The organism is Streptomyces sp. NPDC031379 (assembly GCF_055569615.1).
Genome location: NZ_JBVIIT010000025.1, coordinates 134,764 through 155,183 on the forward strand (window position 1 = coordinate 134,764; position 20,420 = coordinate 155,183).

The following is a 20,420-nucleotide window of genomic DNA, read 5'->3' on the forward strand; positions in this document are numbered from 1 at the left end:
TCACTTCGGCAGATCGGCGGAGAGGAAGGGAGCAAGGAGCGCGAATAACGCGTCGGGGCGGTCCAGGGGGATGATGTGGCCGCAGTCCTGGAGATGGTGTCCGACCAGGTCATCGGCGATGGGACGGAGTTGGCGTTCGAGCCCGGTGCCGACGGGGTGAGAGCCGACGGCCATGGTGGGCATGGTCAGCCGAGCCGTCGCGACTGCGTCCTGGATCTGCTGCGCGCTGGTGGGCAGGGCCCGGTAATAGGAGAACGCGCAGCGCAGGGCCTCACCCCTGGTGTACGCGTGGACGAAGGCCGCACGGATATCGTCGGGTACTCCTCGCCCGAGCGTCCCCGAGTCGAGGAACCAGTCGACGTACGGGGCCTCGTTGCCGGCCAGGACGGTCTCGGCGAGGCCGGGGACGGCGTGGAAGCCGAACCACCACGGGGCACCGCCCGCGACGACGTCCTCTGCTCCGGGCAGGCGGCCGAGCAGTGCCTCCATCACGACCAGGCGCCGGACGAGGCCGGGCCGGCGCAGCGCGAGCAGGACGGCGGGGGCAGTGCCCGCGTCGATGCCGACCACCGCTGCCGAGGGCTCGCCGAGTGCGTCGAGCAGCCCTTCGGCGTCGGCGGCGAGTGTGCCTGCGTCGTAACCCTCGACGGCGCGTGCGCTGGCACCGAAGCCTCGAAGATCCGGGGCGATGACCCGGTACTGCCCGGCCAGTCGGCCCATGATGCCGCTCCAGAGTTGCCAGGTGTGCGGGAAGCCGTGCAGCAGGAGAACCGCAGGTCCGTCCCCGGCGATTGCGACATTGAGTTGGACGCCGTTCGTCGCGATGCGGCGCAGGTGGTGTGCGGTGGTGACGGGCATGACGGCTCCTCCCGGATGGTTACCATTGGTGACCACAGAACGATAGGTAACTGACCGACCGCTTCCTAGACGGCACTTTCATGGAAGGTGGTGAGCCACAGGTGACCACCCGAGGAGCCCGGGCCGCTGGTCACGGGGTACGCGGCGATCTGTTCGATCCCCATTGCCCGACGCGGCAGTTGCTGGACCGCCTCGGTACGAAGTGGACGTCCATGGCCGTCAAGACGCTCGCCGATGCCGCACCGGACGAGGTGCGCTTCGCGGAGCTGAGACGCCGGATGCCCGGCGTGTCGCAGAAGATGCTGTCCGTGACGCTGCGAAGCCTGACCCGCGACGGGCTGGTGGCGCGCCGGGTCGAACCCACCGTGCCGCCGCGGGTCTTCTACCGACTCACCGGACTCGGGCTGTCCCTGGAAGCCGCGCTTGCGGGGCTGCGGACCTGGGCGGAGGAGCACATGGCCGAGATCGACCGCGCCAACGAAGCCGCCGCCCAGGAGGCCGATGAGGGGTAGGCAGGCCGATTCCGCGCTCAGTACTGGTGGCTGGGGTACTCGATGCAGCCGGCATCGCCGCCCTGATACCACGTCGCCTTGTCGGGTCGACGCCAGTGGAGGACGTCGACGCGATGGTGTTGGGCACGTCGTTCCACTTCGACGGGCAGGGCACGGCGACGGCCGCGCACGCGATGAAGCGGTACTGCGGGCTGCTGGGCGAGCAGGAGATGGAGGGGATGTCGCCGACGCAGTAGCTGGCGGCAAAGGAGCTGGTGAAGGACGACGGGGAGATGGTGTTCGAGGACGGCATCTCCCGGTTCTGCCCGAAGCACCAAGATTGCCCGCCGTTGCCAGCGGATCCGCAGGCGTCGGAAGCCGTGCCGCCAGGCAAAGGTCCGTTCGACCACCCACCGGTAAGTTCCCAGGCCAGTGCCGTGCCGGGTTCCGCGTCTGGCGATGGCCGGCACGATGCCGCGAACGCGGACCTGGTCACGGTAGATGTCGTGGTCGTAGCCGCGGTCGGCGTGGTACGCCACGGTGCGCAGGTCCTCTTCGTGAGCTGACGGGTCAGGCAGTCGACGGGTCTTCTCCCAGCTGGTGCCACCTGCAAAACTTCGGGGAGCGTCAGTGCCTCGGCGGCCTGGACGCGCCGGCGCAGCCATGACGGTGGCGCCGTACAGAGTGTGGTGGGCGAAGCGGTGGCGTACGGAGGCGGATGCGGGCACCGCCCTGGGGGCCGACGGGGCTAGGGTCGATGCCGCGGGCGCGGTCGGCCGCGGGCCGGCCCGCTTTTAACTCACGCGCGCCGTCGTGGAACGCACCGGCTCGCAGGCGTTGGACCTACCTGCGCGGGACCGTGTCACCGGCATCTCGTAAGCTCCCGCGCATGAGCGAGGGGGAATCCGGCAGACGGGTGATAGACGGGCGCTTCGAGCTGGGGGCGCGGCTCGGTGGCGGCGGCATGGGCACGGTGTGGCGGGCGCGCGATCTGGTCCTTGACCGGGCCGTGGCCCTGAAGGAGGTACGGCCGCCCGATCCGGCTCTTGCTGAATACGATCCCCGGGGCTCGGCGATACTCCGGGCCCGGGTGTTGCGCGAGGCTCGGGCGCTCGCCCGTGTCGATCACCCCAATGTGGTGTCCATCCACCACGTGGTGGATGGTGGGGAGCACACCTACCCGTGGCTCGTCATGGAGCTTGTGACCGGCGGATCGCTTCAGGACCGGCTTGGGAAGGGGTCGCTGGAGCCCGTGGAGGCCGCCCAGATCGGCCGTGAGGTGCTGGCCGCGCTGCGCGCCGTGCACGATGTTGGAATCCAGCACCGGGACGTGAAGCCCGCCAACGTCCTGATGAGGCCCGACGGACGTCCTGTCCTCACCGACTTCGGCATCGCGGCCATCAGGGAGTCGACCGCCCTGACTGCGACCGGGTCCGTCATCGGCACGCCCGACTACATGGCGCCCGAGCGTATCTCCGGCGGCGAGGGCGGCCCGGGCTCCGACCTTTGGTCGCTGGCGATGATGCTGTACGTCGCAGTCGAGGGGCATCACCCGCTGCGCAGGGCAACCACCCTGGCGACACTGGCGGCCCTCTTGAGCGAAGAGCTTCCGCCGCCCCTCCGGGCCGGAGTGCTAACCGGCTTCCTGAACGCCGTGCTCGTCAAGGACCCGGCCGGCCGGGCGGATGCGGAGACCGCCGACCAGATGCTCGCGGAAGCGGCCGAAGGCAGGGATACGACTCCGAGGACTCCAAGTACTGAGCACGGGGCGGGCGGGCCCACCTCGTACCGGCTGGCACCTCCGCCGGGACCGACGCCCACACCCTCCGTACCGATCGGATTCGGACCGCCCTCGGGCTTCGGGCCGCCTGCTTGCATCGGACCATCGGCTCCGCACGACGCCGTGCCCGGCCCCCTTGGGCCGCCGACCCCCTACCCGGTGGCCCCCACTCGGCCGACGTCCCCGCGAACGGGCCGCCGCGCGAAGACCCAAGTCGCGATCATCTCGTCTGTCGTCGGGACCATGCTGGCAGGAGTCCTGGGGTGGGCCCTGATGCCGGACGGAGGCGACAAGGACGCGGGAATGGCAGCCAATTCACCCGTCTCGTCCTCAACCCGGACAAAGGCCCCGACTCAAGCAGCGCCGGAAGCGTCCCGTTCGCCCTCGGCGCCCCAGGCCGACACGAAGGCCAATCTGCTCACCCCGGACGGCATCAGGACGGCGGTGAAGGAGATCAAGGCCGCGACCGGCACTGACCGCGCGTGCGACTTCACCGTCTATCCGGACTACGTATCCGCGGAAATCATGGTCAAGGGCAGCGATACCAAGTACGACAGTTACACCTACCGCCCGGGCCAGGGCGTCGAGAAGGGCATCATCAGCAGCGCCCTCATTGGCGGCGAACGCCCGTTCAGCCTGGACAGCTTCGATTGGGACGTCCTTCCCGCCCTGCTGAAGCGGGCGGAGAAGGACCTGAACGTCAAGCGGCCGACCATGCGATACGTCCTTGTCCGCCCTGCCGACACCACGTTCAGCACCCCGCTGGGGCTGGCCGTCTATCTCGGCGACGACCACGCCACCGGCTATCTGAATGCCGACCTGAAGGGCAAGGTAACCCGGGTAATGCCAGCCCAAGACTGACCGGCCTGCCGACTGGGCGGCGGCGCGGTCGACAAACGCCGCCCCGGTCTGGGGGCCGTGGTGAAGATCGAGCCCCTCCGGTTCTTGCCGACGCTGGTGAAGGCGAGGCTTCTTGAGGCGCGGAGCAGCCCCAGCCGACTGGGGCTGGAGTGGCCGCCCCTGCCTCATGCAGGCCGGTCAGAACGAAGACGAGTCCGTACTGGACCGCTGAGCGTGCCAAACCGCCTAAAAGATCACCAGCTCGTGCAGCACCGCGAAGGCGTCCCCGCATGAGGAGTGGGGTCCTGGCGCACGGTGAAGCGCGCCAGGACCGTGGGCATGTGCCATGGCTAGCGGGCCGGGGTGCCAGTGACGGGGACGTTTGGGCAGCGCGCGAGGGCGATCCGGCCCGCTTCGACGCTTACGTGTGGGAGGCGCTGCGCTTCCACCCGTTCGCGCCGATCACGCCCCGGCTGTGCCCGTACGCCGGGTGGGCCGCGGCTCAGACGACCAGGACCCGACGCCCCCGGGTGTGGCCGGTGCGGCTGTCAGTGTGCGCCGCCGCTGCCTCGGTGAGCGGGTACGACTTCTCGACCGGGATGTGGAGCCTGCCCCGGGAGATGAGGTCGACGGCCTCGGCGAGCGCGTCCGGCACGCTCCCGGCCACGCCGGAGAACCGGACGCCCAGCCGCGGCGCACCGAGGTCGGCGATGGAGACGACCTTGCGCGGGTCCCCGGTCAGCTCGACGAGTTCGCGGATCACGCCCGAGCCGGCCAGGTCAAGGGCCGCGTCGACCCGGCCCAGGTGCCGCACTCGTTCGACCCAGCCCTCGTCGTAGGTCGTGGCGAGGGCACCCAGGCCACGCAGGTAGTCCTGGTTCGCAGCCCCGGCCGTGCCGATCACCGTGATGCCGCGCTCGCGGGCGATCTGCAGTACCGCCGACCCGACGCCGCCGGACGCGCCGCTGACCAGCAGCGTCTGCCCGGGCCGCACGCCGACCTCGCGGATGATGCGCAGCGCGGTCTCCACCACCGAGGGGTACCCGGCCGCCTCCTCGAAGGCCAGCCCCTCGGGCATCCGGGCCCAGGCCGACAGCACGGCGAAATCGGCGTACGTGTCGGCGCCTTCACCGAACACGCGGTCGCCGACCTCGACCCCCTCGACGCCCTCGCCGACCTCATCCACCACCCCGGCGGCGTCCAGTCCGACGCCGGCGGGCAGCTCGACAGGATGGGCTCCCAGGACCTGGCCCTCCCGAATCCTCCAGTCGACGGGGTTGACACCCGCCGCCCGTACGGCGATGCGTATCCGACCGGGGCTCGCGTGGGGCTCCTCGGCTTCCACCAGTTGCAGGACCTCGGGACCGCCGAACTCGGCGAAACTGATTTTCCTCATGCGGCCGAAGATAGCCATAACCGTTAGGGTTTAACAACGGTTATGGATTCCTACCTGGTAGTGTCAGCGCATGACCGAGCCGTCCGGACGCCGCGAACGCAAGAAGGCCGCGACCCGTCAGAAGATCGCTGACACCGCGCTGCGGCTCTTCCTGGAGCGCGGGTACGACGCCGTGGGCATCCGTGACGTGGCGGCCGAGGCCGACGTGGCCGTCACCACCGTCTTCGCCCACTTCGCCTCAAAAGAGGCCCTGGTGTTTGAGCGCGACCAGGACTTCGAGCAGCGCCTCACGCGGGCGGTAACCGACCGGCCTCCGCACGAGCCGCTCATCCCGGCGCTGCACCGCGAGGTCCAGGCCCTGGTGCGGCACTGCACGGCAGAGGACAGCGCCCCCGTCCGACGCATGATCGAGGGATCACCCGCCCTACGGGAATACGAGGAGTCGATGAGCCTGCGTCACGCGCACGCGCTGGCAGCGGCGCTGACCGCCGATCCCCACCTGTCCCGGAGTGCGACGGCCTGCCGGGCGACCGCGCGGTTCGCCATCGACGCCTACGCGCTGGCCTGCCGGGCCGAGGATCCCGGGGCCACGGTGGACGAGGTCTTCCGGATGATCAAGGCGGCCTGGGAAGCCACCGCGCCCTGAGCCGGGGACGCCGCGGCGCACTGCCCAGCAGAACCGGGTCTGCGCAGCAGGCCGAGCACGACCGGCAGGCGGGCGGCAGGGCCCGGACCAACAGCCCGGCCCGGGCCGACAGGGCGGCGAACGAGCGGCCGCCGCCCTGAGGGCCCGACAGCCAGCAGGCCGGCCGACAGGCGGGCCGCAGGGCGGCAGGAAGGCAGCCTGGTCCTCACTGGCAGGCGGCAAGCCGACGAGGCAGGCCCGGCCGACGGGCGACCGAGCGCGGCCGACAGGCTCGGATGCCCCATGACAGCCGCCCCCCTGGCAACCGCGACACCCTGACCGTTCGCGACGCACTGATCGACACGGTGAGCAGGATCCCGGTCAGCCTGCGACGTTCCTTGACCTGGGACCAGGGCACGGAGATGGGCCTGCACGATCAGTTCTCCATGGCCACGGGCATGCCGGTCTACTTCTGCAACCCCTCCAGCCCCTGGCAGCGGGGATCCAACGAGAATACGAACGGCCTGCTGCAGCAGTACTTCCCGAAGGGCACGAACCTCTCCCAGCACAGCCGCGAGCACCTCGACGCCGTCGCCGCCGAACTCAACGGCCGCCCACGCAAAACGCTCGGCTGGGAAACCCCAGCCGAGCGCCTCGCTAAGCTACTGACAACAGCCGCTTGACCAGCGGTGTCGCCACGACCCGTTGAATTCACCTCTGCGGCGGCCTTCTGTCTGTTCGTCAGCTAACAACGGCTGACACAATGAGCCGAGTTGCCGGAGGGTGATGAGGCAGCAGGCGAGTTTGAGGAACGCCTCGTGGATGTCGGCCCGCCGTTGCCAGCGGATCCGCAGGCGTCGGAAGCCGTGCAGCCAGGCAAAGGTCCGTTCGACCACCCACCGGTAAGTTCCCAGGCCAGTGCCGTGCCGGGTTCCGCGTCTGGCGATGGCCGGCACGATGCCGCGAACGCGGACCTGGTCACGGTAGATGTCGTGGTCGTAGCCGCGGTCGGCGAACAGCGAGTCGGGCTTACGGCGAGGACGGCCGATGCGGCCGCGGACCGGCGGGATCGCGTCGAGCAGCGGCAGGAGCTGCGTGACATCGTTGCGGTTGCCGCCGGTCAGCAGGACCACGAGCAAAATACCGTCCCCATCGGTGATCAAGTGGTGTTTCGAGCCTGCCCGGCCCCGGTCGACCGGCGACGGGCCCGTGTGCTGCCCCCTTTTAGCGCCCTGACGTGGGAAGAGTCGACCACGCAGCGCGACCAGTCCCGCAGCCGTCGCCAGCAGGTCATGCCCGAGCGCCGCGATGCGCTACAAGGCAGAGCACGCGCAGCACGATGGCGAGGCCGCCGGCTCGGCCCAAGCGCACGCCCGCAACGATGCGCTAGGCACGGCTGACGCGCTGCGCCAGGCAGGCGCGGGCGATCTGGCGGGCGGACGGCCCGCCCAGGGCGCGCAGAGTGAGCGCGATCGCGAAGGAGCAGGTCAGTGACGGGTGCGCGCACAGGAAGTACAGCCGGAGCCAGTCGTTCACCGCAGGGACAGGGGGCTGATCCGGGCCGGTCCGTGGCGGACGAGCCCCGGACGCGGGCGGATACGCCGGTGGGGCCGGTGGGAGCCGTCCTGCGGTGCCCGCCTTCACAGCGGGACACACGGACCGAACTGTGTGTGAGCCGGGCAAGGCAGGGCCCCTTCAGCGAAAACAGGGACTTGGGAAACGAGACCCTCGACGACAAGCCAGACCTGCGACGGAAGCGAGAGCCTCGACGGAAGCGGGAACCTCGGCCTCTGCACGGATTGCGGCGACGGCGTCGACGACCAGCACGACGCCCCCGAGGGCCGCGAGGACCTGGAGGTGCCGTGCGCGGACGCGGTCGCGGTCGCGGTCGCGGTCGCGGTCGCGGTCGCATGAGCTGCGCCGCCGACGGCCCGCATACGCCCGCCCAGCCTGGCCGACCTTCCGGCCGGGCTGAGCGGGTGCGGATGCGGATGCGGATGCCCGCAGTGTCACCTGCCGATCCAGGGCGGGGCCCCCGACCTCACCGCGCACCGCAGCCCGTGCACACCGGTGCTGGTGAACGTCGGCGGCCCATCACCATCCACCTGGAGTTCTGACGTGCCATCACCGGAGTGATGGACGCTCCGCGCCACCCGGGCCCTTCGACGGTTCGACGCGGGCCCGGAGGCTCGTGGTGCACCCCGATGTCGCCGGCGTCCGCCGTAGCAGCGAGACGCTGGTGGAGCCGTGCATGGCGGAACTCGTGGTGCCCACCTGACTGACGCAGCAGAGGCAACGTCCTGTCCGATCTCCGCCTGACCTCTCGAAGGTCACCGTGGGGCCAACTCAGCTGGTGGCGGCCCGAGTCCGTCCACGACCATTCGGACTCACCATGAGGGTGTGACGTCAGTTCAGCGTGGCGACCCCGAGTGCGATGAGGCTGCAGAGCAGGGTGATGCTGGCGCCGAAGACTTTGCCTGCGTGAAGGAGGGCGCCGGGAAGGGACGCTCCGTCCCAACGAGCGAGGAACCCTGCGGAGATCGCGGCCAGGAGTGCGAGAAGGGCCGCAGTGAGGACCGCGGCAATTACAGTGAGGGCGCGCACGGGCGGCGAGGCCAGTGAGACGGACATGTTTCTTTCTCCGTTCCCTGAAGGGCTGTTGTCCGGGAACGAAGATGCCGGGGTCCCCGTACGCTGGCGTACGGGCGAACGAATCTGTATGGGACAGCTCATCGATATGGCTGACCGTCAAGGAGGTCCGGTGCCATCCGTGGAGGGCAAACCCGACGGCGATGCCGTGTTGGCTCAGCTCCAACAGCGCTTACGGGATCGGCGGGATGCGCGCGGCGTCAGGATGCTCTCCCTGGAAAGGCTGACGGGGCTGGGGCACACCACCGTAAGCAAGGCACTCAACGGCCCGAACATCCCGAGCAGGGCAACCGTGATCGCGCTGGCGAATGCCCTGAAAATGGATCCGGATCCGCTGCTGCACCTGTGGGACCAGGTGATGGAAGCCAGCCGCCAAGGAACGTGGCAGGAGCCGCCGACACGGGACTTCTTCCGTGATCTCATCGCGAAACACACGCAGTTGTTCGCGGGGCGGCAGGCCGAGAGCGCACGGATCAAGGAATTCATACGGGATCACGCCTCCGGCTACGTCTTCGTGGAGGCGCTCTCGGGATACGGCAAGACCTCCCTCCTCGCGGATCTGGTCAGGCAGAACCCCGAGTTCCGCTACCACTTCATCAGCCAGGCGTACCGGCGCAGGGGCGGCGGTTTCGACCCCACCAGCCCCGAGGACGTGCTGGAGTGCCTGTGCGAGCAGTTGGACCCTGCCCATGTGCGCGGCGGAGGGCTGAAGAACCTGGAGCGGCAGTTCCGCAGCCTCATGACCCATCCTCCGCAGAAGCCGACGGTCGTCGTGCTGGACGCCGTCGACGAACTGGAACCACCGGACCAGCTCCGTACACTGCTGCCGAGGCAGTTGCCGCACGGCTTGGTGCTCGTGCTCTCGGGCCGCGCCCAGGGCGATCGGACCTGCCTCAGCGACATCGCGCTGTCCCCGGCGGACGTGGGCCTGCACCTGCGGTTGCAGGGCCTGGACGAGGCTGCGCTCGTGGACCTTCTCCGGATGGCGGGCGGTACGGCGGCGGGACTGGCGCAGGATGCCGACTTCGTCGCCGAGATGCACCGTGTCTCCGCGGGCGACCCTTTCTATCTGCGCTTTCTGGTGGAGGACGCGGCCGTCGGCACGCTCACACGCGAGAACGTCGAGCGCACTCCCACCGGCCTCGAAAGCTACCTGGACCAGCAGTTGGAGCAGCTGAACCGCAGCGCCCACCGCACCGAGCACGTCGAGATCCTGGGGTTCCTGTTGGAAGCCGGCACGCTCTCCGCGTTCGATCTGCACAACCTGGTCGAGGGGCTGACCTGGCTGAACTTCGACACCATTCTGCGGGAGATCCACCGCTTCCTGCTGGTTCACCGGCGGGCCCTGCCAGGCGTGCGAGTACAGAGGGGCAGCGAGGAGTACAGCTTCTGCCACGACCGGTTCCGGCAGTATTTCCGGGGCCGCGCCGGGATCGGATAGCGGATGCGGTCCATTCGCGACGATGTCAGCGCACTGGTGTCCAGCGGGCGCACGCGTGCCGATCTCTCGGCCCATGTGCGGAACTGGCGTCAGTGCCCCACGCCCTACACCCTCGAGAACGCCATCCGGCTGGCAGCGGACGAGGGGCGTGGCGACGACCTCCACGACACGATCCTCGACGAGGAGTTCCGGCGCATGCGACAGCGCGTGTTCGGTGTCAACGCGTTGCGGGCCGATCTGCACATCGCGCGCACGTACTCCCTGATGCGCCGACCTGATCTGGTCAGGTACGTACAGGTACTCCTCCTGGAGCAGCGCCCCTTCGGCACCCCCGAGAGCACGCATGTCCAGCAGCGGCACTGTCGGGAGTTGGCCGAGTTCCTCCAGATCGACCGGCTGCCGCACGAGCGGCTCGACATGGGCCTGCACAGGGCTCTGAGGCGTTTCTTCACCGCCACCTCCGCCCCTGCTCTGCGGCTGGCCGGGTACGAACTCGGTGAATGGAGCTGTTCCTGTGGTCAGTCGACCGGCCTCGACCGGCGCTACGACCACACCTGCCCCTGTACGGCGGTCTCGGGGCACGGCAGGATCACCGAAGCGACAGCCGGCTGCCCGGACCCCAACTGCGCCGGGTCCATCGACTACGTCGCGTGCCCCACCTGCCGGACCAGGGTGACCCTGGCGAACCTCTGGCAGGTGCGACGCGGCGGAGCCGGCCCCGACGACTTCCTGGTTCCCCTCACCCTGGACCTCGTCGTCGAGGACGAACAGGGGCCGATCAAGCGGGCGCGCCACCTGCTGATGCACCTGCCGCTCCCCCTCGGGCTGCGGGAACGAAACGGCGAGATCGTCTTCGACGCACCCACCGTCTTCTGGACGAGCCCGAGCGCGGAGCTGTGGTACCGGCGGTCCCCGGGGGACCGTTTCCTCGGCCTGAAGGACACACTTCGCTACGACGGCCGGACCGAACTCCGGCCCATCCTCGAAGCCCTGCTGCGCCGCACCCTGCTGGGACACCGTCAGGGATACGCCCGGTTCGCCGACGAACTGCGGCAGGACGTGATCGCAGGGCCGCCCGGGCAGACCCGTCCCCTCAGACGGCGACCCTGGACCGGGTCCGAGTACCGGAGCAGTTCCGCGTACACGCGCGGGTTCTGGAGCCGGCTGGCACGCGTGACCGTGCGGGATCTCGCGCTCGGCGATCTGGTGAGCCGCGGCGCGGTGTCCGCCCAGTGCACCGTCGTCGCCTCACCGAGCCTGCAGGGCAGGGCGGCCCTGGTCAACGAGCGGCTGGCGGACCCGGACGCGCTGTCGATCCCGACACTGGTTCAGCTGAGCACGACGATGCCCGACGGTACCGTCCTCACCTCAAGACCGCCGACTGTGGCCCCCGAGCGGGCATCGAGCCTTGGCAAGGAGGGCCTGATCACCCCGGGCAGGCTGGTGCAACCCGGACAGCTTCTGGTGGGGGCCGCCTCGCCCGTGGCGGGTGACGAAATGCTGCGCACCCCCGAGGAGCGCCTGCTGTACGCCGTCTTCGGTGACGAGGCGCTGCGGAAGGCGCTGCTGAACAGGTCCCTCGGGATGCCCGGACGGCGGCCTGGGCACGTCCTGGCGCAGCAGATCAGCGGCGCTCTGGCGACCGACGCGATCCCGGCAGTGCCCGGTCGGCACCTGCGGGGTGGCGGGTCCGGGACGCGCATCACCGTCACTGTCGCCGTCGACCAGCCGGTGCAGCAGGGGGACACGCTGGACGACGAGTCCGGAGCCTCCGCAGTCGTGTGCGGTCTCGCAGGCGGGCCCTCGCTCCGGCGGCTCGTGGGCAGTCCCGACGAACCGGACCTGGTCGTGGCGCCCGACCACCCCTGGGCCCCGCCATCGGGCGAAACCGGCCACACCATCCGGATCCGTCTCGCCGCCCACGGTCTTGCAGGACCGGACACCGGCGCCCGGTCCGCGGGCGACTACTCCCTGGTCCTCGACCGGCCGCTGTCGAGTGGAGCCGGCGACGGCGCCCAGATGATCGAGCCCAGGGAGTTCCAATGGCTCCTCGCGCACGGAGCCCGGCACCTGGCGATGGAGATCTACGGACCGCGCGGTGACTGTCCGGACTGGCGGAACGACCTGCGCACCGCACTGGGGGAAGGCGGCAGAGCGCTCGGCCCACCCCGCCACGGGCCCGTCAGCCTGCTCGACTCGCCGGCCCACGCCATCCGTCGGCTCGATCCGACGCTGCGCGCCGCCCGCGTCGTGCCGCGGCTCGAAGCCGATCGGATCGGCCTGCGTCTGATGACCGATGCCGACGTGGCGCGCCTCTCGCACGGCGAAGTGGTGAGCGAGGTCTTCTACAACATGCGAACCAGACGCCCCTGGCCGGGTGGGCTCTTCTGCCAGCAGATCTTCGGCCAGGACCGCGAGAACGAGTGCGTCTGCGGGGAGCGCCGCCGCAACTGGGACGCGGACGGGACCTGCGGCGCTTGCGGACGCACTCCGACCATGCCTCACGAGCGGGGCCGTCGCCTCGGCCACATCGAACTCCCCGTGCCAGTGGTCCACAGCTGGTGCCTCCGCGGCCCGGCCGGCGCACGGCTCGCGCGCTCGCTACGGCTGACCGAGCAGGAGCTCCACCAGCTCGCCTACTGCGAGCTGGTCCTCGTCACCGACCCTGGCCCCACGGCGCTGACCACCGGACAACTGCTGAGCGTCAAGGAGTGGGCCGTCACCGCCGACCGGCCCGAGGCTTCAGCGGTAACGGGTGGACAGGCGGTGGATGTCCTTCTGCGTCAAGCCGGCGGTGCCCTCGCGTCCGGTCTGTCCCCGGACACCGTCACCTTTCAGATGTTGCCGGTCCTGCCTCCGGATCTGCGACCCCACGTCATCGAGGACCACCGGGCGATCGAGAGCGGCCTCAACAGCCTCTACAGCGCGGTGCTCTCCAAGTCCGCCCAGCTTCGTCGCCTGGACGACCTCGGCGCCCCCTTGGACGTGCTGATGGGCGCACGCCGCCTACTCCAACACAAGATCACCGCGGTGCTGGGCAGCGGCCGCCGGCCGGAAGCGACACGGGAGGGCAACGGGAGACAGTTCGTCAGCCTCGCGGACTCGCTCGTGGCTCGCCCGAGCTCCACCGGCACACTGCGTGATGACTTCCTGCGTCGGCCCGTGGACTACAGCGCCCGCGCCCGACTGGTGATCGCCAAGCCGCCGAATTCCTGCGAACCAGATGCCGTTGCCGATCCGGACACCGTCTTCCTAGGCCGAGACCTGGCTCTTCATCTCGTCGAGCCGTTGCTCGTGCACGCGCTCCTCTCCACCGCTACGGCCCGGCAAGAGTGGGAGGCGCAGGCGATGGTCAAGAAACATGCCGAGGAAGCCATGCGGCTGCTCGACGCGGCGTGCGAGCAGGTCCGGATCCTGGTCGCCTTACCCTACGGGCCCTGGCCAATGGTGGCCCTCCGTGTTCAGACGGCGGAGGTTCCCGCCCTGCAAGTGCAACCCGGGCTGCTCGACCTTGCCGGTTGGAAGAATCTGGGCCGGACGGTACGCATCTTCAGCGTCCTGACCACCGAGGCGATCAGGGAAGCGGCCAGCCTGCTGACGGTGGGCACTCTGCGCAGGGCAGCTTCCCCACGCCTGCCCACGACGCCGAACTCCTTCTTCGATCTGCCCTGCGGGGAACTCGGCAACCACATCGCCGACGCGGCACTGACCACCGGCTCGTTGCCCCTCCAGCCGGACGACGGCTTGCTCCTATGCGACCCCACATGGCTCTCCTGATCACGCAAGCATGAAAGCGGTATCCCTCGGGATTTGCACACGGCCGCCTGCCGGCGGTCTCGGACGGGCCTGGAATCGACAGCGACGCCGTCGACACGGCCGACGACTTCCTCCTCGGGCCGCAAGCCGGTGCGCCGTCTTTACCAGGATCCGTCCGCCGATCAGCGGCGATGTCGCTCATGGTCCGTCAGACCGGCCCGAACCGTTCCGGCAGATCTCTCCGCTGCACCCCGCCACTCCGCATTCGTCAGATCACGTCGCCCCATGCCACCGAAGGGAGCCTCAAATCGTGATCACCACGAGAGATCCGAGAAACAGCCCTGACAGCCTGACACGTCTGGTCCGGGCGAGGTGATCAGCATGCCCCGACCCATAGGGAGCTGATGTTGTCGTTTCGGTTGTACTGGGAGGTATTGCCTTGCCAGTTCCCTACTGGCCATGTGGCGCCGTCGCGGTTGATATTCAGCCACGTGCAGAACGTCTTGCCCGTCCTGTTCCACACTGAGGAGATCTGGTCGTTCAGGTTGAAGTCGCGGAGGTCGTCGGAACCCAGCTGGAAGCGCGCCATCCGGCCCCATCCACCGGCGTCTTCCCAGACGCAGAACCAGCCGACCGGGCAGTCCTGGTACGCGGTGGCCGACTTCGGAGTCGCGTGGGTGGCGGGTAGCGCTGCCGACGCCGGTGCGACGAGAGCAGCCGACATGGCCAACCCTGCCGCGGCGGCGAGGGGGAAAAGTGAGCGGGGCAGTGACATCGCGGGATTCACCTTCGGTCGGGAACACATGGATGACTCCCTGCTTACTAGAGCAGCCCGATGCGGGGAACCGTGAAAACAGGCCTTTACCGCGGGCACGTTGTACAGGATGACAAACCGATGCTTCCACCTGGCAGGCCGCGACCGCGAAAGCACGGGTTCAAGGACAGCGACACACAGGAAAGCGCCGTGCAGGCGGGGCAAATTCAGGCGTCGCGAGCGGAACGTGGCCCCGATGCACTGACCGGGGCCACGTAGCATTTCCGGGGCGGGCAGGGCTTCTCCCCCGCCCCGCACGAGCGTCACATGGGCCGAGTCGAGGAGGGCTCCGTGCCCGCCCACCGAGCCTTCTGCAACACCCTTCAGGTGGTGCGCCGGTGGCGCCGTCTCGGTAGGAACCGCCTCCAGCCTGTGGACTTGGCGTGGTCTCTGGCGACCTGGGTGAGAAGGCGGGCTCTCTCCGGATCGTGATGCTCCTCAGTAGGTGCTGGGCCGATGGTGAAGCGCACTTCTCCTCCGGTCCGCAGGGCGGCTTCGTTACTCAGGGCACGAAGCAACTCGCCCTCGTAGCGGGAGTTCAAGTCGGTCAGCCGACGAAAGATGTCGATCGCCTCTGCGACGGTGCGCAGGGCCTCCTCTCGGCGATCCGCTTGGGCGTAGTGCACAGCAAGGTTGTTCAAGGAGCGGGCGAGATCCGGTTCGTGAGCGAGTGGATTGGACGCTGCCAGGCGGCGCCGGATCGTCGTCGCCCCTTCTTCAGCTGTCACTGCCTCATGCTCTTTTCCCACGGTCATGGACAGATAGCCCGCGAGGTTCGACAACGCGATGGCAAGGTCAGGCTCGTACCAGTCCGGTGCAGTGTCTGCAAGGAACCGGTAGAGCATCACCGAGTCCTGCGTGTCGAGCAGCGCCTCGGGCAGCCTGCCAAGCTGGGCCTTTCCTACTGCGCTGTTCAGAAAGGCCCGAGCCAGCCCGACTCCGTACTTCGTATCTTCGCTCGCCAGCGCGGCGTAGATGCTCACCGATTCCTGGCTGCAGAGCACTGACAGCTCCTGTTGGTCCAACTCGGCCAGATGGGCGGCAAGGTTGGTCAGGTAAAGGGCAAGTGGGGGCCCATGCTGTGCCATGTCCGTGTGCGCAAGTGCACGCTGGATGTCCACCGCCTCGGCGGTGATCAACGCCGCTTCGTCACGTCGGCGCAAGCCGGCTGGATGGATGCCTAGATTGGACAGGGAACCCGCGAGCCAGTCGGGGTGTTCTCCGGGATGGTGCTGGTCGTAGCGACGATAGAGCTCCACAGCCTTCTCGGTTGTCTGAACGGCCTCCTCGTGGGGGCCGGCAAACCCCTGCCGGGTCGCCAGGTCCAGGTACAACCGAGCATGTCCCAAGTCACCGGTGGTTGCGCCGATACGCAGCGGGTCAGACGGGCCGAGAGAGCGGCCATACCGGGAGCGAGGTCGGCTCGCTGCCCAGCAAGCAGGAGAGCGTCGATGGCTTCCATGACTGCAGGATCGAGGGCCGGGACATCAGCAAGCGCGGCGAGCGCGGCACTGCCGCCCGCGACAGCGAGCGCTGGGTGGGCACGAAGGACTTCGTTGAGATAGCCGGCCACGTGCGGCCAGCGTTCAGGGCCCGCAGCAGCAGCAGCAAGCAACGTGATCGTGTGTGGGGTGTGGTCGAACTCGAGGCGGTCGCCCGTACGGGCGGCGAGGGTTGTCAGGGTGGAAAGGGCCCATGGGGCAGAGGGATGGGCGGTGACCGCGTGGCCGGGGAGCGTGAGGGCCAGGAAGTCCTCGGCTAACCGGTCTGGGTGCAGCGGCTCCAGCACGGCGCCGGGAACTGCGGGCGGATAGCAGACGCAGTGGTCCGCCAGCACTCGATCCGCGGAAAGTTCTATGTCGAGCAGGCGCAGAACTCGCTCGCCTTCCGCATAGGCCGTCCCGCCGATGAGGCTGGCCACGAAGACGGCCCGGTTCATCAACGATGGGGGGTGCGGAAATCCAGTCCGTGGTCGTGGTTCTCATGCAGGTGCGTCCAGTGCGCGCGCTCGCGAGCCAGCACGCCGTACCGGGAGGTCACAAGCGCCTCACTATGTGCGCCGCCATATGCACGCCCGGCGGCCGGTGTTCCACTCCGAGGCCCCACTCCAGCACAGCTCCGCCCTCGCCATGGGGCGAGGTCGCGCGGGAGGTCAGGCGCCGCGTGGAGGGGCCAGGCCCGTCGGCGCCTGCTCCCTTCTGGCGGGTGAGACATTGACTTGGCGGGCCTGAGTCTCCGCCTGACGCATGCCGAGTCGGCTGCGGTTCTCCTCTCATGAACCTGCGATGCGAGGCGCGGGCGCCCCGGCACCGGGTCTCAGCTTGCCGCGTTCTCGGTGGCGGCGATCGTCTGGCGCAGCAGGCGGCGCACGGCCTCCAGGTCGGCGGCGCGCTGGTCGAGAACGTGCAGTCGGTCGCGGAGGCTGGTGAGCACGCCGGGGCAAGGGCGCAGCGTCGCCTCGCCGAAGGTGCAGGGCAGGACCTGGCGGATGGTGCGGGTGGGCAGGCCGGCTGCCAGCAGGGCGCGGACGCGCCGCACTGTCTCCACCGTCTGGTCGTCGTACTCGCGATAGCCGTTGGGGCGGCGCTGCGAGTGGATCAGCTCCATCCGCTCGTAGTAGCGCAGCAGGCGCTCACTGACTCCGGCACGACGCGCCAGCTCCCCGATCAGCACTGATCAGCTCCCTCCAGCTTGACCTTCCCACGGTGTCAGGGAGCAACAGTGCACTGGTCGGCCGTATTCCGCGCCGATCGCCAAGGAGGGAGTAAGCATTGATCATCGATGCGCACAGCCACGTCCACGATCCCGTCGAAGCACATGTGGGGCTGTTGGACGAGGCCGGGGTCGACCGCGCCGTGCTGTTTGCCACCCGCCCACACCCGGAGCGGGCCGGGGATCTGGCCTCGTTGCGCCGGGAGATGGCGATCCTGGACGAAGCCATCGGGGGGCGGGCCGGCACGGTCACGGGGTATCGCAGCGCGTGGCGGGAGTTGGACACCGCACTCGCCGCATGGCAGGAGCGGTTCATCGGCTTCCTGTCCGTACCGCTGGATCTGGAACCGGAGCAGATTGCCGCGGTCGTGGAACGCGAGGTCGTCGGGCGCGGGCTGCACGGGATCGGCGAGCTGACGCCGCCGCCGGGACGGGCAGGAGTCATCGAACCAGTGCTCCAAGCGGCTGCCGATCACGGTCGACTTCCCGTGGTCGTGCACGGATTCGCCCCGACCACGGCGGACGACCTGAACACGCTGTCAGCCCTCGCCGACCGGTATTCGACAGTTCCGCTGGTGATCAGCCAGCTCGGCGGGCTGAACTGGATACAGGCCGTCGAACTGGTGCGGGACACCCCGAACATGTACCTGGAGCTGTCCACGGCCTCCATCATCTTCGCGGTCCGCCTGGCCATCAAGGAGATTCCGGACCGGACCCTGTTCGGCTCGGACGCTCCCTACGGCGACCCGGTCCTTGCCCGGGCGATGGTCGAGCGGGTCACCAGCCCGGGCGAGGTACGCGACCGGGTGCTCGGCGGGACGATCGCCGAGTTGGTCGGGCTCGGCTGAGGCAAGCCCCCTCAGTGCCCAGTCACACCTGAGTGTGCCTGAGCGCGCTATCTGGCCCGGATGGACAACTCTGGTGCTCAGAATCGGCCCGGCGGCCGACCGGCATGTCGGCCGCCGAACCGTGCAGCGCTCGCCGTGCGGTGCCTTTGTCGTTCAGCTCGGGGTGCGAAGACCTGTCGTTAGGGTCACGTCCTATACCCCCCTTGATTGCGGCATGTCGCCCTTTCCCCGAAATGACCTCAGCGCGGCAACTGGCGGGCACAATCGCTGCATGCGAGGCATGGGGGGACGCCGGGACCGTCGGACATGGCGGATGCTGTTGGTGGTCGGGGCCGTGGTGGTATTCGCCTGCTTTGGCTGAATGGTTTGGCAATTCAGGCATGGGCAGAGCCCGGTGGACGCCGTGGCACTGATCGGCCTGCCGGTGGCCGTGCTGGGACTCGCCGCGGCCATCCTGGCGCTACGCAAGCCTGTCGACGGCTCGACGGCGGATCTCACGCGGTCGTGGGCTGCCACGTTGGCCCGTCAGGTCAAAGCCGGCGAGGGGCAGGTGTGGCGACAGCTCCTCGGCAACGACACCGAGCCCATCAACCTCGCCTATACCCTGCGTCCGGCCGGCGGCCGGGACGCCGACGCCCCGACATCGGGCCGGATGCGCGGCGGCCAGGACCCCGGTGCGGCATCTGCGCCGGACATCGCTGCCTACCACCGCGATGTGCAGCCGCAACGTCTGGTGGTCACGGGCGGACCCGGAGCGGGCAAGACGACGCTGGCGCTCGAACTGATGCTGGCCCTCGTGGAGAAGCGTGACGCGGACGACCCTGTGCCGGTGCGGATCCCGCTCGCCGGGTGGGACACCGAGTCACATTCCCTGGCTACGTTGCTGACCCGTCATCTGGTCGCCGTCTAGGACTGGCCGAGGCGGCAGACCGAGACGTTGGCCGAGCACGGGCGCGTGCTGCCGGTGCTCGACGGTCTGGACGAGATGGACCCCGCCCTCGGCGACGGGAGGCCCGACCCTGCCGCCCCTCGGGCACGTGCCGTGCTGGCCGCGCTCAACGCTCACCAGGAAGGCCGCGCGGCCGGGCCTTTCGTGCTCACCTGTCGCAGCGATCACTATTCCGCGCTGGCCGAGGATCCCGTGCTGGTCGACGCGGCCTGTGTCACCATCGAACCCGTGGAGGCGTCAGCCGCGATCGCCTACCTGGCGGGCCGGGCCCGGGATGTCACCCGCTGGCAGTCGCTGCTGGCCCGGCTGCGGGACGATCCCGACGGACCACCGGCCCGCCTGCTGTCCACCCCGTGGCGCCTGGGCCTCGTCGCGACCGTCCACCACCGCGATGGCGACCCGGCGCAGCTCTTGGCGCACGAGGACCGGGACAGCCTCGATGCACGTCTGCTCGCCCGCTACGTCACCGCCGCCACCGCTCTCGCGCCCGGCCCGCGCCGGTATGCGTCGGTATGCGCCGGACGCCTGCTGACCAAGATCACCAAGCGCAAGACCTGCAGCTCAACTCATTCTGCGCGGGCGTGGGCGAGGCTGCTGGCTGCTGGCTGCTGTCCGATCGCATGCGTGGGAAGCCAGAAAAAGGCAGTGCGCACAGTAGCGGGTAGACGACGTCGCAGTGTTCTGCGGTGTGCAGTTGTGCCTCCTCGCAGTCGTCCACGTGGATCCGCCCGCTGAGTCTGATGGTGATGGCCGCGCTGCCGTCACGGGGCGGTTCGACCCAGGCGGAGTACCGGCCGCCGCCTTCGGTCACGATCAGTCGGCGGGCACCGACGGTCACCCGCCCGAAGTTGCCGACTTCTTGGCAAAGGTAGAGCCGGGTGGCCGGCAACTCCTCCTGACAGCGGGCAAAGCGACCGGAGTCGATGACCATGTCGCCAGCCTGCTCCGGTACCGGTGCGACGACCAGATGCGGCGTGGTCCGCGAGGCCACAGCATCGACGAGTTCCTCTTCGACGTCGGCCAGACGCTGGTCACTTGGTCGGGTGAGCGGTGACGGCGTGCGGGGCGTGCGGACCGCGTGGAACGGCGAGCAGCAGGAAGCCTGTGCCAAGACAGCTGTCCTGTAAATATCCGGGTCCAATTCGGACCGATCCTGTCGGAGAGTGATGGAACCCTCACCTCCGTGGACCGGGATGGTTGATCCTTTCGCCCTCGGGCCCGATAAGCTCCCCTACAACGCCGCGAGTTGGCCCGGTCACCA

Annotated in this window: 14 protein-coding genes and 4 pseudogenes; 10 read left to right on the forward strand and 8 right to left on the reverse strand. The window is 69.1% G+C overall.

What is annotated here, in order from left to right; all coding sequences use genetic code 11:
* Positions 1 to 858: an alpha/beta fold hydrolase gene (locus ACZ5CW_RS31860; protein WP_468607476.1), complete on the reverse strand. Its 858-nt coding sequence runs from the start codon at positions 856 to 858 to the stop codon at positions 1 to 3.
* Positions 859 to 938: 80 nt separating this feature from the next.
* Between ACZ5CW_RS31860 and ACZ5CW_RS31865 the strand changes: the two genes are divergently transcribed.
* Positions 939 to 1,370, forward strand: a complete 432-nt coding sequence (locus ACZ5CW_RS31865) for a winged helix-turn-helix transcriptional regulator (RefSeq protein WP_468607478.1) — start codon at positions 939 to 941, stop codon at positions 1,368 to 1,370.
* Between the two features lie 95 nt (positions 1,371 to 1,465).
* A complete protein-coding gene (locus tag ACZ5CW_RS31870; RefSeq protein ID WP_468607533.1) occupies positions 1,466 to 1,606 on the forward strand; it encodes a hypothetical protein in 141 nt (46 codons plus the stop codon).
* Positions 1,607 to 1,690: 84 nt separating this feature from the next.
* Here ACZ5CW_RS31870 and ACZ5CW_RS31875 read toward each other — a convergent pair.
* Positions 1,691 to 1,879, reverse strand: a pseudogene (locus ACZ5CW_RS31875) (IS5/IS1182 family transposase); the annotation flags it as partial.
* Positions 1,880 to 2,238: 359 nt separating this feature from the next.
* Between ACZ5CW_RS31875 and ACZ5CW_RS31880 the strand changes: the two are divergent.
* Positions 2,239 to 3,990, forward strand: coding sequence for a serine/threonine-protein kinase (locus tag ACZ5CW_RS31880; RefSeq protein WP_468607480.1), 1,752 nt, complete (start codon positions 2,239 to 2,241; stop codon positions 3,988 to 3,990).
* A gap of 481 nt (positions 3,991 to 4,471) precedes the next feature.
* Here the strand turns inward: ACZ5CW_RS31880 and ACZ5CW_RS31885 are convergent, their stop codons facing one another.
* A complete protein-coding gene (locus ACZ5CW_RS31885; protein ID WP_468607482.1) occupies positions 4,472 to 5,365 on the reverse strand; it encodes an NADP-dependent oxidoreductase in 894 nt (297 codons plus the stop codon).
* A 70-nt stretch (positions 5,366 to 5,435) separates the two neighbouring features.
* Between ACZ5CW_RS31885 and ACZ5CW_RS31890 the strand changes: the two genes are divergently transcribed.
* Positions 5,436 to 6,011, forward strand: a complete 576-nt coding sequence (locus tag ACZ5CW_RS31890) for a TetR/AcrR family transcriptional regulator (protein ID WP_468607484.1) — start codon at positions 5,436 to 5,438, stop codon at positions 6,009 to 6,011.
* Between the two features lie 314 nt (positions 6,012 to 6,325).
* A pseudogene (locus tag ACZ5CW_RS31895) lies at positions 6,326 to 6,673 on the forward strand (IS30 family transposase); the annotation flags it as partial.
* Between the two features lie 90 nt (positions 6,674 to 6,763).
* On the opposite strand, the pseudogene ACZ5CW_RS31900 reads toward ACZ5CW_RS31895, so the two are convergent.
* Positions 6,764 to 7,314, reverse strand: a pseudogene (locus ACZ5CW_RS31900) (IS5 family transposase); the annotation flags it as partial.
* A pseudogene (locus tag ACZ5CW_RS31905) lies at positions 7,293 to 7,550 on the reverse strand (RNA polymerase subunit sigma-24); the annotation flags it as partial. The pseudogenes ACZ5CW_RS31900 and ACZ5CW_RS31905, both read right to left, overlap by 22 nt.
* A 1,210-nt stretch (positions 7,551 to 8,760) precedes the next feature.
* On the opposite strand from ACZ5CW_RS31905, the gene ACZ5CW_RS31910 reads away from it, so the two are divergent.
* Both ACZ5CW_RS31910 and ACZ5CW_RS31915 read left to right on the forward strand, forming a co-directional pair.
* Positions 8,761 to 10,080, forward strand: a complete 1,320-nt coding sequence (locus ACZ5CW_RS31910) for a helix-turn-helix domain-containing protein (RefSeq protein WP_468607486.1) — start codon at positions 8,761 to 8,763, stop codon at positions 10,078 to 10,080.
* A gap of 3 nt (positions 10,081 to 10,083) precedes the next feature.
* Entirely contained in the window at positions 10,084 to 13,857 is a 3,774-nt protein-coding gene (locus tag ACZ5CW_RS31915; protein ID WP_468607488.1) for a hypothetical protein, read from the forward strand.
* Between the two features lie 355 nt (positions 13,858 to 14,212).
* On the opposite strand, the gene ACZ5CW_RS31920 is transcribed toward ACZ5CW_RS31915, so the two are convergent.
* The 3 genes from ACZ5CW_RS31920 to ACZ5CW_RS31930 all read right to left on the reverse strand — a co-directional run bounded on the left by ACZ5CW_RS31920 (position 14,213) and on the right by ACZ5CW_RS31930 (position 17,323).
* Positions 14,213 to 14,611, reverse strand: coding sequence for a peptidase inhibitor family I36 protein (locus ACZ5CW_RS31920; RefSeq protein WP_468607490.1), 399 nt, complete (start codon positions 14,609 to 14,611; stop codon positions 14,213 to 14,215).
* 362 nt (positions 14,612 to 14,973) lie between these two features.
* Positions 14,974 to 15,984, reverse strand: a complete 1,011-nt coding sequence (locus ACZ5CW_RS31925; RefSeq protein WP_468607492.1) for a hypothetical protein — start codon at positions 15,982 to 15,984, stop codon at positions 14,974 to 14,976.
* A gap of 982 nt (positions 15,985 to 16,966) precedes the next feature.
* Positions 16,967 to 17,323: a MerR family transcriptional regulator gene (locus ACZ5CW_RS31930; protein ID WP_468607494.1), complete on the reverse strand. Its 357-nt coding sequence runs from the start codon at positions 17,321 to 17,323 to the stop codon at positions 16,967 to 16,969.
* 98 nt (positions 17,324 to 17,421) lie between these two features.
* On the opposite strand from ACZ5CW_RS31930, the gene ACZ5CW_RS31935 reads away from it, so the two are divergent.
* The 3 genes from ACZ5CW_RS31935 to ACZ5CW_RS31945 all read left to right on the forward strand — a co-directional run bounded on the left by ACZ5CW_RS31935 (position 17,422) and on the right by ACZ5CW_RS31945 (position 19,894).
* Positions 17,422 to 18,210, forward strand: a complete 789-nt coding sequence (locus ACZ5CW_RS31935; protein WP_468607496.1) for an amidohydrolase family protein — start codon at positions 17,422 to 17,424, stop codon at positions 18,208 to 18,210.
* A 403-nt stretch (positions 18,211 to 18,613) separates the two neighbouring features.
* Positions 18,614 to 19,120, forward strand: coding sequence for a hypothetical protein (locus ACZ5CW_RS31940; RefSeq protein WP_468607498.1), 507 nt, complete (start codon positions 18,614 to 18,616; stop codon positions 19,118 to 19,120).
* 27 nt (positions 19,121 to 19,147) lie between these two features.
* The gene (locus ACZ5CW_RS31945; protein WP_468607500.1) at positions 19,148 to 19,894 is read left to right on the forward strand and encodes a hypothetical protein; all 747 of its coding nucleotides are present in this window, start codon (positions 19,148 to 19,150) and stop codon (positions 19,892 to 19,894) included.
* Positions 19,895 to 20,420: the final 526 nt, after the last annotated feature.